The organism is Noviherbaspirillum sp. L7-7A (genome assembly GCF_019052805.1).
Taxonomy (GTDB): Bacteria; Pseudomonadota; Gammaproteobacteria; order Burkholderiales; family Burkholderiaceae_D; genus Noviherbaspirillum_A.
This window is the reverse complement of the sequence record NZ_JAHQRJ010000001.1, coordinates 3,424,884-3,439,252: the sequence shown is the minus strand read 5'-3', so window position 1 is coordinate 3,439,252 and position 14,369 is coordinate 3,424,884. Positions and strand designations below refer to the sequence as shown.

Here is a 14,369-nt window from a genome sequence, read left to right as displayed (position 1 = left end):
ATCGCTGAGTGTCCCAGCCGAACGACAGGTTAGGGGGCACTTCTCGCTGAGATTACCGCGTACTCGAGCCGATATCTTCTATGATTCTCGTCCTCAGGCGTGCGGGCACGCTACAAGTGCTCAAGTCACCTTGCCTAGTGCTTCTCTGTTCTCATCCCATTGCTTACCCAGGCATCCAATGCATCCACTCGGATGAACTTGGTGGGAACCCCATACGGGGGGTGCACCATCCAATAGTGAAGCTCGCGGCTGACATAAACCTCGACATCTCTGGGAGGCACTTGCGCGGGCTTGGGCCACTTTAAGAGGTCAAACATCCTGTCTCGGTTCTTGGCCAGGAACTCTCGACGGCCGCGAATTCGGCTGTACTGACCACCTTTGTCCACGTCGCTCACGCCGAATATGCGGTCTCGCAGCCGCCGCAAGTCCTTCATTGAGTGCGCCGTCTGGTTGTACTTGCATTCCGCATAAAGTACAGTGTTCGTGGCCGGCCAGTAGGCGAGGACGTCGTAGTCCCCGACGTCCGCAAATCCCTCCTTGCGAAAACGACGGAAGAAATCTACGCCTTCAACGTGCGGGGTGTGGCGCTTAAGAATCTCCACGGCACGGTCCTCGAGCGCATCCTCAATGGACTTCTTGATGGACTTGACAACTGCCTGGACGTTTGGCCACTGGAAGTCGGCTGGGAGAACGCCGTCTCGAACGGCTGACAGCCATATGAGCTGAGACCGACTAGCGTGCTCGGCTCCCCAGACGACCTGCTCGCCGACTGGGACAAGAGGCCGAATGGCATAACGATGAAGACGCTTGCTGTGCTCCCAGAACGGGACATCACTCTCGTCGATTGCCTTACCGGGAAGGCGCCTGATGTCGGGTCCCGAAAGCGTAAGGAACGACACGATTGCAGCAGCCTCGGCCGGCGTGATTCCCTCAATGCCCTGCACGATGGCATTTGCAAGGCGGTCCGGTTCTCCTAAGTAGAACAGCGCCAAGTCGCCCCCCAAGCCATGACTCACCGGCTGGGTGAACACGGTCAGGGCCTGCAGGAGCTGCTGCAACTCGAACCCCACGTCAGCCCGGAATGCTTTCTGGAGCTCTTCGCTCACCAGAAGCTCCGCGGCTGCTCCCTCCACGGCGTCGGCATTCTTGATGCCCTCACCTAGCCTGATCCTCGCCAACTCGTGCGCGTACCCTTCCTCTTGCTCCTGCCAAGTTTCGGAGTAAAAGACCTCGGGGACGAACTGGTCGTCGATGTCTACGCCGCTTACGTCAACCTGGTTGTGCAGAACGTCGCTGGCTCCCGCAAGAACCATGTACCAGTCAACCAACCCGATAAGCTCTCGCAGGAGCTGCGGCGTGATTCGCTCCAGGCCACTCGTGGTGGAGTTGACCGTCTTCTCCAGCAGGTAGCGGTAGTTGCGAGCGGCGCTTTCAAACTCCTTCCGAGCCTCGGAGAGAGCTTCCAAGCGGTCGTAGTCGACCTGATGAACGCGGCTCTGGTGTACTCGGGTCTCGCGGATGCGCCTGGCGAGAAGTAAGCCGTCGTGCTGCTCGACACAGGCCATGGCCAGCATCTCCCTGTCCAGAGGCGCAAGCCGCTTTTCGAGATGAAGGCGAAAGCGCTCTCGAGCCGCGTCGATGCGAACCTTTGCCTCGTGCAGCTCGTAGCGGCCAGGCTCGAGCCCACTTTCCTTCATCACGACGGCCAGTGCCTTGCGCGCGAGCTTGTACTCCGTTGGTGTCGGAACGATTGGGTCAGCAAAGTCGGGCACGTCTATCGTCCGCTCCACCACCTCCAGATGGTACCGTGCGGGGCTCGCCGCAAGGCCCGCCAGTCGGGATGCGAGGTTCTGCGGGGCAGTGATGCCTAGTGACGCTGTGCAGGCGAAAAATGTCTCTTGAAGGCAGCGGGCCTCGAAGGCTGCGTTCCGCGCCCCGTTCAGACCAGCCTGTATGGCGGTTGCATGCAGTCTCAGTTCAACGCGAGCTGGGTTCCCCACGCGTCCGGTGGCAGACAGCACTATTTTCTCGAAGTTTTCCTGAGGCGCCGGGGACTGCTCTCCGTTATCACGCCCCTTCTTGGCGACGCGGCAGGCGAAGACCAGCTGCTGTCGTTGAAATAGCGCTTCCGATTGAAAGTCGCCCGCACACTCATGAAGCGCGTCGATGACCATCTGCGCGAACATGTCCGCCATCTTGGCGTCTTCGACCTCCAACCCGGGCTCCATTGTCACCGTTGCTTGGACGGTGCAGGAGCCGACTTGGGTGGAGTACGCCATCGCAGCATGGTGACGCGAGCAAAGTTCAACGACCCCCTTGGCGGTGTGGTTCACGCGCCATCCAGGAGACCCGTCCGGGAAGCGCGGCGGCGCCGACGCCCAGAACTTGGCCAGGCTACGGAAGCGCCACCCGCTGCCCCAATGCGGGTCTAGCATAATCATCGTCGGGTTGATGGCTCCCTCTACTAGGACCCCGTGCGTGTCCTTGAACGTCCCGAAGAGGTCAGCAAGCGCGCGGGAGAAGGGCGACAGCGCTCCCCGGTGTGTGTCCGCAAAACTCCAGAACTGCTCCAGCTCTTGCATGTCCTCAAGGTCATCGAAGATACTGACCAAGTCACCCAAGGGTATGACCCTCGTGGGCAGCTTGGGTGCGTCAAGCATGTTGAAACCAGTACCGGACTGCGTCAGGACGATGACTATCTGTACATCGTCCGCTCCGGGGCCGCCCTGCTCACCTCGGCCAAAAGCAAGACCCTGTCCATCGCCCATTCGCAGGTTTAGGACACCGCCGCTGCGAAGAGCTGCATAGACCGCGGAAGCAGCGGCGCCGGCGGCCTGAAGTGACTGATGGTCGCAGGTGCAGAACAGATGCACCTTTGAGCCCCCGGTGGTGGTGCAGCTGACGGTCAGGGCTGGGAATTCTTGTCGGCTGACCATCAGCCTCATCGGGCCGACGGTCACATGCCGCAGTCGGGCGGCAACATAGCGGCCAACACCCTTATGGGTATGCGCGGTGACGCCTGGTGGCCCGACTTCAGCCCAGTGGTCGATGATGACCGCTGGTCCACTCCGCAACGAGACTGGAACCCACGTTTCGCCTTGCCCTACTCCCAAGAACGGCAGGGCTCCGCCCGTGAGGACAGCGTTCCCAAACGACGCCCAAGTCAGTGGCGCCTTGTACGTACCCATGGAAGCGACCAGCTTGGCGCTTGCGTTGGCTCGCCATTTGGCGACCCGAGCGCCTGTGCTTTGGAGCGCCGCACAGCACGAGGCCCAGAATTCCTTAGGCGGCACCTCCACGTGACCGTGGTCAGGCTCCGGGATTACAGCGCCAGCCGGGCTCGGCACTGCCCCAATCAGGTCAGCGTGCAGAGCGACAGCAAAGTCCATGTCGGCCAGTGCTGCCTGGTTGCCGGCATGCGTGATGCGGAATGCCTGCACAAAGTCTGGAAGCCGCTCGACGCAGCTGCCGTAGAACATCGGCACGTAGCTATCGCCAAGGGGGACACGAACTCGGTCCCAATCTGCTTCGATGGGGAAGTCCTCTAGAGTCGGGAACTGCGGCCAGGCCGCGTAGAGCTCCGTCAGAAAGCGGGCGAATTCTTCGTGAGTCTGGATTGGCTGCGCGTCGTTCGAGTCGCTCTGAAGACCCAGGAGCACTGCCCAGGCAAACAGGTGCTTGACCGGGCTAGCCACATTCGGCGGCCAAAGGTCTGATACGGCCACTGCTACAGCGGCATCGAAGCGCACGTACTTATGTAGTACCGCCTCTACAGCCACTACGTCACGCTGGAAGTGCAAGTCGACCTCCTCCTGTTGCTCTGATCTACTGCGGAAGTCCTGCATCTGTTTTAGCAGCGACGTCGCTGCATTACTCGCCTCAGCGCGCTCCCGACGTTCATGCTTCTCGCGCGACTTCTTTCCCATATATCCCCTTGCGTCTTGCTTTAAGTTCCGCAGCACCGAAAACGAGGAAGTTTCCTCTAATCTTCAACAAACTCACGTGATTGGGGCCACCAAAGCACTTTGAACCGTCCCCAGTTCTTGAGGAGACCAGTTGGTTTCAGTCAGGCCATTTCGACCTGATCGGTTAGCTGCCGGCAATAGTTTGCCTTAACTTCTGCCAGCGGGATATAGCCAATTGGTTCGAGCGGTCGATGGTGTTATGTGAACTGCGCCTCGGGCGTCCGGCACCTGGGTGCTACCTGGGAGAGCTGAATGACTGCAATTGGCCGAACTCAGACCAATTGCTGACTCGCTATTTGATGCGAAACGGGCAGTCAGCAAGTCGGACCGCCTCAGGCACTAACCCCGGTTATTGAGTCTTGTGATCAACCGCCGATAAAAGGGATCGCTTCCAGGATTGTATCCCTCCGTTCCTCCCCAATAATTCGACCCAAGAACCATTTTCACATTCCCATAGTGCCAGTAGAGTTCCTTTGCTCTTGCGGTGGAGGTAGCACCAAGCACGCTGGCTATCCGCTTTTTCCATGGATGGTTACTGCCCATGATATTTTCGTTTCTTGCGATGAGCTTGAGAATGAAGTGCTCACCTACTATGCGGTCTAGCTTACGCACATTACAAGCGCGGTGAGCCAGTACTAGGTTCCAAATCTCGTCGTGCTGCAGCACTTGACGTGGAAGCACGTGGTCGACGTCAATGTCGCCGGGCTGCATCTCCATGCCACAGTAAAAGCAGATGTTGCCTTGATAGCCTTGGAGGAAGGAAATATTCCCGGTCAATGGCTTTCTCTTGTATGCGCCTGTTAAATAGATTTCCCGAACGTCGTTGGCTAAGCGGTAGTTGCCTGCTGCAATTGAGAAAGCACCTTCGAGCAGCCCCCATCTGGCATCTAGCTCAGCGTGGAGTGCGTTTTCCTGCTCTTCTCTTACAGTATGTAGCGCGTCTGTCAGCTCAAGGTAACGTCCGAATTCGAAGCGGTAGAACTTTCCTTGAATGCCCTCCATGCCTACAAGATTATGAAAGCGCGGAACAACATCCTCAAAGGCTGTGGCCCCTACTTCGCTGATCGCCCCGTCAAGGTTTTGCCGTATTTGGAATGAACTGAAAATCCGTTCCATAGTGGTCCGCCGCCCTGGAGTAGCTTGCTGTGGCATCCGGTCCTCAACCTCGAGGCGGGTGCGGTACTGATCGAAGAATTCAGCAGAAAGCACATCCCAGGGGACACGGTTGTATCCCTTGGCACTCATGGAAAGCAGAGTTTTACCCAGTGCGATCTTGTAAGTTGCCTGATTCAGGCCATAGAGAATCAGCGCCTTCCAGTAGTCGTTCGCGGAAAAATCATCGTGCTGTTGCATGGTAAGGGGTTCGAACACTGATCGTCGAGTTTGCTAGCTTGCACTAGTTCTCAATTACAATCTAGTGCTAGGAAATCAAGAGTTATCAGTGGATGCTACAGTAACAAGCCACCATGCCGTTGCTACTAATTCGATGATATGAGCGAGAAGAAGCTAGCTTTATGGGACCGGTTCTGTAGAGAACACAAAATACTCAACTCCGGAGTACCACTATTCTCCTGTGATGCCTCTGGAAGGGTCGCATCTGCACCTTTTGGTAAGGACGGGCGGCGCATCCTATGCAGATCGCCCGAGATGGAGGGCCTGATCCGCAAGGTCGCTTCTACCGTGATGCAGGAAGGTAGCCGTAGCGAGGGTATGCTTTACATGATGCATTGGCGGGAAAATTCAGGCAGGATCGTGCCCTTGTATATCGGCCGCGCCGGCAAGTATGGCAAGGGCGGAGGCAATATCTCGGCTAACCTACTAGGCATCGAGACGGACATGTCCAAGTTCGCCCGCTGGGGCTCGGGTTATGCATACCACATCGGTGACCTCAGCGCCGCTGCTTGTCCAGGGCATGCCTCGGAGAAGGTCGTACAGAAGTATCGCCGTTGGGCGCAGCGTCTGTTCTCGGACGCCCCCACACTGACGCCTACACTCCGCCGTCCCGTGTATTTTTGGGCCACTGCGTGGACACCGGATTCTTACAACATCTGGAACGACTTTGGTTCTTGCTTTCTCTCGTTTGAGGAGTATTTGCTGATTGGCGTAGCATCCGAGCTGTTCCCAGATGTCCTGCTCAACAACGAAGGCGTCAACTGGCCTTCTCCTCACGCGGAACTGCCCACACTTTTAGCAGAACAATGAAAAGTACTGAGTTCTATGATCGCAACGCCGACGCATTTGTTGGGGATACTGTTACAACCAACATGGATGCGATTTATGAGCGGTTCCTCCCTTTAGTTAGAACAGGAGGTTCGATTTTGGACGCCGGCTGCGGCTCAGGGCGTGACACGCTCGCTTTTGTCCAACGCGGCTACAGTGTTGATGCATTCGACGGCTCTGCCGAAATGGCACGACGCGCAAGTGCTCTCACGGGCATCAGCGTAAAACAAATGTTTTTCGAAGAACTCTTACACACATCGCTGGAGAGACGGTATGACGCAATCTGGTGTTGCGCGTCACTGCTTCACGTCAAACGCGATATATTGCCGCCAGTGTTGGCAGCATTACTCAGCACACTTGAGCCGGGTGGGGTCATGTACCTGTCCTTCAAGCATGGAGAAGTCGACCGCATCAAGGATGGCCGCTGGTTTACTGACCTTACCGAGGGAAGCTTGGAACAACTTCTACCATCTACAGCACAATGCAGGCTGCTTGAAAGTTGGATTACTGGCGACCAGCGGCCCGGACGAAGTGATACGTGGCTAAATGCAATTATAAGAAGCAGTACCCTTTGACGAATGCAGCTTATGGGAGACTGCCTCCCTCCCTCACCGGCCGGTCTTAAATCGGCAGTTTCTATGAAGCCTGTTAATCCCACAACACGTCCGTTAGACAAAATGTACCCAGAATATTTACGTTGCTTTCCATTTCTCCTGACGCCTTAGGGAGGGAGAGAGGGAGGGAGGGAGTCTTTTATAAATTTGGTACATCACATCAATAACAAAAACTCCAGTTCATCGAACTGCTTCGGTACTCCATAAGAACCACGCGCGGCCTTCCCAACAGCGCGGCGGTTCGTGTAAGCCTCTCCCATAAGGAATCTATTTAAGGAATCGGTAGATGTCATTAGGCCAAGTGCCGACCAACGAAACGCCAAAGAAGCCAAAGAAAGGTGGCTTGCCTGTTTCCTTGTAGTGCTTTGCTGCCTCAGCATAGGCTTTGTCATTTTTGAGCCGAACTTCACGGGCATCATAAGGGTCGTACCCTGCCAGCTTGGCATTTACTGCCACTGCCATGTCCATGAGAGTAGTTGTCAAATGACGAGAGATGCGGAGCCCAACACCAAAGAGCAGGATCAACTGGTAGGTGAGCACAGCTCCCACGGGAATCTTCAGCGCATAATCCGCCTCGGTCAAGCCCATGCGAAACACGAATGACAGGATACGGCCCCAAATCGGGAACACGGTGAGATCGCACCAGTTAGACCACACCCATGTGCCAGGCCCTTTATCACCAGTGAACATCGTGTACAGAAATGACATCGGGAAGATGAGTAATACGCCAATCATGTTCATCAGGAAGAAGGTCGAAGGGATTGTCCAAAATTGAACTGTGCGAAATTTCGCACCATTCTTTGCGAGCCAATACCCGAACCAAATGAACGTCAGGATGATGATGACAATTGGAATCAGGAAGATCCACCAGGCTCCGCCGCCTGCATCGTGGTTTCCCTCTTTTTCGAAATCATATTCGTCAACATCCATTTTCACCCTCTGCACATGTTTGGTTTCCCCGGAAGAACGTGGCTATTTTTATCGGTCGCAATCGCCAAGATCCGGTTTTGAGATTCGAAGAAGCCACGCACCACTAGAAAGACCTGTTATTTGTGCCCACCCGTGACAATCGGGTCGACATCTTCGTCCCACGACACCGCGAATTGCACATTTGCCCACTTCGGATTGTTCATGTCCCATGGATTGGCCGGATCTTTCCGGGGACGGCGGAATCCATAGAGCAGGCATGAAAGGTTTAATGCCAATAGCCGTTGCACTTCCTTCTCGCAATCAGCAGCACACAGCACTGGCGCGTGCGTGAAGAAGTCGTCATCCTCCCAGGGAGATTGCGCACTGAAAACGCGCCAGAAATATTTGTACATACTTGGGTTTCCTTGCGGAGCAGGTGAACCGCTTGCGTAATAGACGTTAGCGTTTGCTCCGTCGGTGGCTTTCTCGAGGTTTTTATAGGTTGGGTGCATCATGTTAGGTGCAGATCTATAACGGTTTAAAAAGATAATTGGGGCAGCACGGCACGCCAATTTTTGGCGCTTGCGCGGCGATCTGGTGGACTGTCGTAACCCACACTACGCAAGCTGCCCCAATTTCGGTTGTTATCGTTGGGACGAAGCGAACCATTCAAAGGGTCAGTACACAAAGCCAATTCCTGACGATTTGCGCTCTTTCAGACGGCACTCTGTTTCCACGGCAGCCACCAATTCGGCCGGTGAGACGATCGGTGCGAACCGATGCCGCCGGGCGACGGTTGCAAAGTCGCCGGGCGTGGCTGAGCGCAAATGGCGTACCTGTTCGAGTTCGGTGAGTTCAGGTGCAGTCAGGGAAAGAGCTTTGCAGTAGCTTTCAAGCAGCGTAGCAGCCTGGTTCGGCAGCAGGAAATCGAAAGCGATCTTCAGATCGAACCGACGCAGTGCGGCTGGATCCAGACCATCCATCAGGTTGGTCGAGGCAACGAATACCCCAGAAAACGACTCCAGCTGCGTCAACATTTCGTTGACCATCGTCGCTTCCCAAGACTGTCGGGCGTGGGCGCGGTCCTGCAGAAAACTGTCCACTTCGTCGATCAGCAACAGCGCGTTGTCGCGCTCAGCTTGACGGAATGCCCCTGCAATGTTTTTCTCGCTTTCGCCTACCCATTTTGACATCAATTCGGATGCGCTATACAGCGTGAGCGGCATTCCCAAGTACTGAGCCAGCCAGCGACCATAGGCCGTCTTGCCTGTCCCGGGCGGGCCGTACAAACAGAGCCTGCCCGATCGGGTCTTGGCCAAGCCGTCGGCCAGCCGGCACAGGTCAACGTTCGCATTGATGAGCGACGCGTCATAGCCAGCCGGCAGGCGGTTCGCATCGCCTACGCGTAGCGGCGAGTGTCCCTGCGCCTCGAGTGACTGATCGACCAGATATTGCAATGCCCGCGTGGCCCCGGTTGCGTCAAACTGGTCATGGATCGACCGCACGACAGAGGCGGCCCTGCTGATTACCGCCGGGGCTACTACCTCCGATTCTGCCAGCCGCTTGATGGCCTGATCATCGAGCAGGTCGTTACACGTAACGCGCACGATGCGTTCGCGCTGTGCACGCGGTGGGATCGGCACCTCAATCACCATATCAAAGCGCCGCATGAAGGCCGCATCAATTCCGTCGATAGAATTCGATAGCCACAGCGTGGGCACCTTGTTTTGCTCCAGCGTGCGGTTAAGCCAGGCCTTACGACGTTGGGCTGTGCTTTTCCTACCAAACGGGCCATCCCCATTGTCGAATACGTCTTCTACCTCGTCGAACAAGATCATGGCCTTGCGCTGGCAAAAGAAACTTTGCGCAGCGCGGTAAGCGCGCAGCCGGCGTTCGCCGTTGACCGGATCACCGTCTGCGTCTTCGCTTGCCACCTCAAACAGCTCGCATTCGAGGGCTGCAGCCAATGCACGCGCCAGCTCACTTTTCCCCATACCCGGCGCGCCGTGGAAAAACACGTTCACCCCGGTGAGCCCGGACGACAAGGCGTTTGCAAGATAAGGCCTGAGCAGCGCCAAAGCCTGGTCGAGATGACCGTAGTCCTTCAATGTGAGACTCGCCGGCTTGCTCGAACTGATCGTGTCGCGCAACAGGCAAATTGGATCGGCCTCAAACGCCACAATGTGATCGACGAAGCTCCCCGACAGGACATCCAGTTTGGAGCGAAGGTAATCATTGGTGCCGCGGTCTACTGCCAGCAGGCCGGAGCGCGCCAGGACTCCGTGCGGGCTAATCGATGCTCGCACGTCGTCGGCATTCAGGTCGAGCAGCCTTGCCAGTGTGTCGATCACCTTGAGCGAATTGAGCAAACCGAGAGTGTCAGCGCTATCGTCGAGGAGGCGATCCTGATGCAGCATCGCTGCAAATTCGAGGATCCGGGCGTCAGTTGGCGACAGGCCGACCAACTCGCCGAGGCGTGCCATGTTCACGACCAGCGTGTCTGGCAAGCGTGCCGCAGCAGCATTTTCCTCAGCCATGCGGTGCAGTTCCCGAAGCTTTTTGTGCACGGCGGAAGGATTGAAGTCGAGTTCGTCATTATCGAGCCAGGCGCCGACACCGACTGCGCGCGCCAAGGCACTGTTGGAAAAGCCGCTACGTGAGACAAGCACTTTGTGGCCACCCAATGGAACGAGCATGCGCAAAATCCACAACCTCGACAGTGCATCGACAGGATTGGAATCACTGAACTCACGGGGTTTTGAAGACATGGGATTTTCCTTAGCTAAAGAGCTCATATTGACGTGTAGCTGCGACAAACCATGTCGCTAAGAGATTTAATATTGCATCATGGAAATATTCTCTTTATCATGGTTTCTTTATGGAAATAGGTGCAATGAATATCTTTCGTGCAGTTCCTCGTGATGGTTTTAACCCGAACCGAGTTTATGAATGGCGGGATGGCCAGCGCCTACCTGGGAATGTGCCGTACCTCGTCGACAATTTATGGGAATTCACACGGCCGGAAGAAAAGCCGTCGCGTCGACGTGCTGTCTATGCAAGCCCGACCGTCGAACTGGCGCTGGACAGTGCGAGTGCCGGCGGACTACCCCGGGACAAGTACATTCCATGTCAAATAGCGTTCCGAATGCTCCCTGAGGTCTTCCAATTGTCGGTCCCTGATGCACGCCACCATCTCGATGTGAAAAGACTGCAAAGACTCGTGCACGGCAAACTGGCAAACTGGAGCGAGCGCGGCCTGGACAGCAAACTTGCCCTGGCGCCGCTATTTTTGCCTGGCACGACGCGCGAAGAACTGAGCGCAGCAATGAAAAACAATTCGGAATTGCGGCACATAGTTAAGGAGGCTGCAGCTGCCGTGACCATGTGGCGGGACGCTCCTGACACTCTACGCGGTGAGATCATCTTCGAAGTCGACGAAGCCAACGCTTATACCTTGCGACCGGTATAGGTCAACCCAGTGGCAACCAACCAGTTTTCCCTCCTGAGACAATGGCAAATGCTACGGTTCATTCCCCGAGCACCGTCCAAGATTTCAGTCAGGGACCTGTGCGACAAGCTGCGGGACGCAGATTTTCCCGTCACCAGCCGTACTGTCCAGCGTGACTTGCTGGAGCTGTCAGCCGTCTTTCCGCTTGCTGTTGACGATCGGACAAAGCCGTTTGGCTGGAGTTGGCAGCGTGATGCGCCCAGCTTCGACCTGCCAGGTCTAACGGTCCCGGAAGCGCTGACACTCACGCTCGTCGAGCAGCATCTTCGCGACCAGTTGCCGCCGATTGCACTCGATGCGCTACAACCACATTTTCACTCGGCGGCGAGGATACTGTCACTGGCCGACGGAATGAAGATATCTACGAGCTGGCTGCATAAGGTACGGACAATCGCACCGCTGCAGCCTTTACAGCCCCCAGCGATTGACGAAGATTGCCAACGGACGATCTATCTCGCGCTGATGAGAGATCAGCAGCTTAAGTTGCACTATAAGAAGCGGAATGCCGCAGAGGAAACCGTGTATGAGTCAGTGCACCCTCTAGCAATTATTCAAAGAGGCGGACTCATTTATTTAGTATGCATTTTTGCCGGCCATGACGATGTGAAAACGCTGGCACTACATCGTGTGCGGCATGCACACATGACCAGTGAGTCAGCCAGAAGAAAACCGGGTTTTGATCTCGACCAGTTCATTGCGTCTGGAGAGCTTGGCTTTCGTACAGGCGAACCAATTATTTTGCGTGCCACATTTACACGTACCGCTGGAGAACACCTGTACGAAACGCCCCTGTCCTCTGATCAGATATTGGAAGTGGGAGAGCAAGGGACCCTTACGCTCACAGCCACCGTTGCGGCGACGCGTACGCTCGTTTTTTGGCTGACCGGGTTTGGTTCAGGCGTCGTGGTGCACGAGCCAGTGCAGTTACGGGCAGAGATGAAGGAAATCGCTCTAAGGATGGCGACAGCTTATTCGCAATCGCCTTGACCTCCAGAGCACGGTATCAATTTTATTTAAATTGGAAAGCTACTTATGTACGAGGCAATGCAAACTCTATTCGGCTATGGTCATGCGGGAGCGCGATTCTGGGTTGTCGGACTTGAGGAACATTGTGACAACGCGGCCGATATCCAGCAACGCATCGAGGTTCGCACCGCTAATCCACAAACCTTTTTGGACATCGAGGCGTTCCACATCGCAGTTCAGGGCGCGATGCCTGCCATCGAGCGCGTGTCGGTCTGGCGTATCGCACGTGAAATATATCGCGGCGTTTATGACGCTGATACTGAGATCGGCAGGTTAGACCCGCAAATAAGCGATCTATTATTGAGCGAAATTTTGCCGCTGCCACGATCACAGACGAATCAATGGCCAGCCGTATACCATCAATGGTTTGCGACATCGAACGAGTATGTCGTTGATGCCTTGCTTCACACGGTTCCTCGACTCATCAACATGGTTAAAGAGCACAGTCCGGAAGTTGTGATCCTGCATGGTAAGACGCAACACGACGGATGGATTGAAGCAGATCCGGAGTTGAAATCTGGCTGGAAGAGCGAACCTGTCGTGGACCAACCTAAACACACAGTGCTGTGGCGTTTTCTCAATAACACGCTTTTGGTACGCACGAACAACTTGGTTAATACCGGGTTTGTCCGTTTCGGCCCTGCGCAGATCAATCAACTAGTGGAGCTGATACACAGGGAGGTCGGGCTCGAGGCTCATTAGCTTGATAGCGAATGTTAGTCTTAACAAAAAGATGATTCATGCGGAAGAATGGGCTTCAGATGGGGAATTGGTGCCGCAACATTTGAAGGGAGTATCGTGGGACGATTACAAATAGAGTTTGCATGTAATGTTCAGCTCTTTCGCTTTAAGTTTCGCAAAAGGCGCGTCCTTCACTACGCCTAAGCATATGAGCATGAAAATGGGTTCAACTTGATCGTGTACCCATTCCGGCGAACATATTTATGCGATGATTCCATTTAAATTTTGCGGAGAAAAAATGGCTGGGATGATCGATGAAATGCAATCTCTATTTGATATTGCTTCTGCTGGGGCAAAGGCGCTCGTCATAGAACCACAGGGTCCGTCACACCAATTTGCCGCGGCTACCTTGTACGGTCGAATACTGGAAACAAGTAACTCTTGCCTTATTCTTATCCGAGCGGGTGATGATGTAGCTATTCCGATTATCACACGGGCATTGCTTGATGCCTATGTGGACCTGATTATCTTGGCCGATGATCCGCAACACGAAAATGTTCTTGTAGCAAATGAATTACATGAGCGCACAAAGCTTTATTCTCGGGCACTTCAAAGCAATGGCGAGAGTGAAGCACTTGATGCGTTGGCGAAGGCAGAAGGTCTCGCCGAACTGCTGACTAGTGAGCGCAAAGAACTAGATGAACTGATTAGCGCAGGATTCCGTCCGATTAGAGCTGATAATCGTTTCAAACTGGCAGGCATGGGGTCATGGTACCCGACAGTATTCGCGCGCTTGAGCGAGCATGTTCACAACAACCTGAAGATCATGAAAGGCCGTTTTCTACGAGAGGAGACTGCCGGCGCCAAATTGATTTATTCATGCAAATTGGATGAACCTGAAATGGCAATGTACTTGACCATAATCTGTGATGCATGCGTGGGCGGCTTGCTAAAATTGTTCGTCCTACTTGATGTCACGGATGACGACACCTTGCGATTGCTTGATGAAAAGCGGAAACAAGTCCATTCCTACCTGCCAGATTAAGTGACCTCCATCACCTTCCCCAATATTGGCCAAGTTCAGCGACGTTAACCCGTTTCACCAAAATGGTTGTGGAAGCCCGTAGCCAGCCTTAATGACTGCTATGGCCGAGTTGTAGGCGTAGTCAATAGGACGGATTACAGAACACAGTAGCCGTTTAGATGACTGGTCTACGGAAGGAGCGTACAGCAGGAACTGACCAATCTCGGTCGTTCTCCAACCTCGCTTTACTATAATGGTTACCACCCGGAAAATCTCTTGGGAATGGGTGCTGTCGGCGTCTCTTTGAACCGACGAGGCTGGCGTTGCGCCCCCAAGTTGCGCCTTGGCTATCCTTTAGATACGATGCAGTCGGGCGACACAATTGCGACGACCTGCCGAAACGGCAACAAATTCGTACACTG

The 14,369-nt window shown here is 54.9% G+C and carries 11 protein-coding genes; 6 read left to right on the top strand and 5 right to left on the bottom strand.

The features are described 5' to 3' along the window. Nucleotides 1-134 precede the first annotated feature (134 nt). Both KTQ42_RS15625 and KTQ42_RS15620 read right to left on the bottom strand, forming a co-directional pair. Nucleotides 135-3,926: a hypothetical protein gene (locus KTQ42_RS15625; protein WP_217346324.1), complete on the bottom strand. Its 3,792-nt coding sequence runs from the start codon at nt 3,924-3,926 to the stop codon at nt 135-137. Nucleotides 3,927-4,304: 378 nt separating this feature from the next. Next, on the bottom strand, nt 4,305-5,318 hold the full coding sequence (locus KTQ42_RS15620) for an HNH endonuclease domain-containing protein (RefSeq protein WP_217346323.1): 1,014 nt from the start codon (nt 5,316-5,318) through the stop codon (nt 4,305-4,307). Between the two features lie 294 nt (nt 5,319-5,612). Between KTQ42_RS15620 and KTQ42_RS15615 the strand changes: the two genes are divergently transcribed. Together KTQ42_RS15615 and KTQ42_RS15610 are read left to right on the top strand one after the other, a co-directional pair. Next, the gene (locus KTQ42_RS15615) at nt 5,613-6,167 is read left to right on the top strand and encodes a hypothetical protein (protein ID WP_217346322.1); all 555 of its coding nucleotides are present in this window, start codon (nt 5,613-5,615) and stop codon (nt 6,165-6,167) included. Continuing rightward, entirely contained in the window at nt 6,164-6,760 is a 597-nt protein-coding gene (locus KTQ42_RS15610) for a class I SAM-dependent methyltransferase (protein WP_217346321.1), read from the top strand. The genes KTQ42_RS15615 and KTQ42_RS15610 overlap by 4 nt, the downstream gene beginning before the upstream one ends. Before the next feature lie 306 nt (nt 6,761-7,066). Here the strand turns inward: KTQ42_RS15610 and KTQ42_RS15605 are convergent, their stop codons facing one another. The 3 genes from KTQ42_RS15605 to KTQ42_RS15595 form a co-directional block, all read right to left on the bottom strand. Further along, the gene (locus KTQ42_RS15605) at nt 7,067-7,729 is read right to left on the bottom strand and encodes a hypothetical protein (RefSeq protein ID WP_217346320.1); all 663 of its coding nucleotides are present in this window, start codon (nt 7,727-7,729) and stop codon (nt 7,067-7,069) included. Nucleotides 7,730-7,845: 116 nt separating this feature from the next. Further along, nucleotides 7,846-8,223 (bottom strand): hypothetical protein, encoded by a 378-nt coding sequence (locus KTQ42_RS15600; RefSeq protein ID WP_217346319.1) that lies wholly within the window; start codon nt 8,221-8,223, stop codon nt 7,846-7,848. Nucleotides 8,224-8,385: 162 nt separating this feature from the next. Then, nucleotides 8,386-10,476: an ATP-binding protein gene (locus KTQ42_RS15595; RefSeq protein ID WP_217346318.1), complete on the bottom strand. Its 2,091-nt coding sequence runs from the start codon at nt 10,474-10,476 to the stop codon at nt 8,386-8,388. Nucleotides 10,477-10,601: 125 nt separating this feature from the next. Between KTQ42_RS15595 and KTQ42_RS15590 the strand changes: the two genes are divergently transcribed. The 4 genes from KTQ42_RS15590 (at nt 10,602) to KTQ42_RS15575 (ending at nt 13,968) form a co-directional block, all read left to right on the top strand. Next, nucleotides 10,602-11,177, top strand: coding sequence for a hypothetical protein (locus tag KTQ42_RS15590; RefSeq protein WP_217346317.1), 576 nt, complete (start codon nt 10,602-10,604; stop codon nt 11,175-11,177). Between the two features lie 9 nt (nt 11,178-11,186). After that, entirely contained in the window at nt 11,187-12,203 is a 1,017-nt protein-coding gene (locus KTQ42_RS15585) for a WYL domain-containing protein (RefSeq protein WP_217346316.1), read from the top strand. Nucleotides 12,204-12,248: 45 nt separating this feature from the next. Then, entirely contained in the window at nt 12,249-12,944 is a 696-nt protein-coding gene (locus KTQ42_RS15580) for a hypothetical protein (RefSeq protein ID WP_217346315.1), read from the top strand. Between the two features lie 277 nt (nt 12,945-13,221). Further along, the gene (locus tag KTQ42_RS15575; RefSeq protein WP_217346314.1) at nt 13,222-13,968 is read left to right on the top strand and encodes a DUF5677 domain-containing protein; all 747 of its coding nucleotides are present in this window, start codon (nt 13,222-13,224) and stop codon (nt 13,966-13,968) included. Nucleotides 13,969-14,369: the final 401 nt, after the last annotated feature.

Excerpts from the sequence above, each read along its gene's own strand:
- KTQ42_RS15625 (WP_217346324.1), bottom strand. The coding sequence starts at position 3,926 with ATGGGAAAGAAGTCGCGCGAGAAGCATGAACGTCGGGAGCGCGCTGAG.
- KTQ42_RS15620 (WP_217346323.1), bottom strand. The coding sequence starts at position 5,318 with ATGCAACAGCACGATGATTTTTCCGCGAACGACTACTGGAAGGCGCTG.
- KTQ42_RS15615 (WP_217346322.1), top strand. The coding sequence starts at position 5,613 with ATGGAGGGCCTGATCCGCAAGGTCGCTTCTACCGTGATGCAGGAAGGT.
- KTQ42_RS15610 (WP_217346321.1), top strand. The coding sequence starts at position 6,164 with ATGAAAAGTACTGAGTTCTATGATCGCAACGCCGACGCATTTGTTGGG.
- KTQ42_RS15605 (WP_217346320.1), bottom strand. The coding sequence starts at position 7,729 with ATGGATGTTGACGAATATGATTTCGAAAAAGAGGGAAACCACGATGCA.
- KTQ42_RS15600 (WP_217346319.1), bottom strand. The coding sequence starts at position 8,223 with ATGATGCACCCAACCTATAAAAACCTCGAGAAAGCCACCGACGGAGCA.
- KTQ42_RS15595 (WP_217346318.1), bottom strand. The coding sequence starts at position 10,476 with ATGTCTTCAAAACCCCGTGAGTTCAGTGATTCCAATCCTGTCGATGCA.
- KTQ42_RS15590 (WP_217346317.1), top strand. The coding sequence starts at position 10,602 with ATGAATATCTTTCGTGCAGTTCCTCGTGATGGTTTTAACCCGAACCGA.
- KTQ42_RS15580 (WP_217346315.1), top strand. The coding sequence starts at position 12,249 with ATGTACGAGGCAATGCAAACTCTATTCGGCTATGGTCATGCGGGAGCG.
- KTQ42_RS15575 (WP_217346314.1), top strand. The coding sequence starts at position 13,222 with ATGGCTGGGATGATCGATGAAATGCAATCTCTATTTGATATTGCTTCT.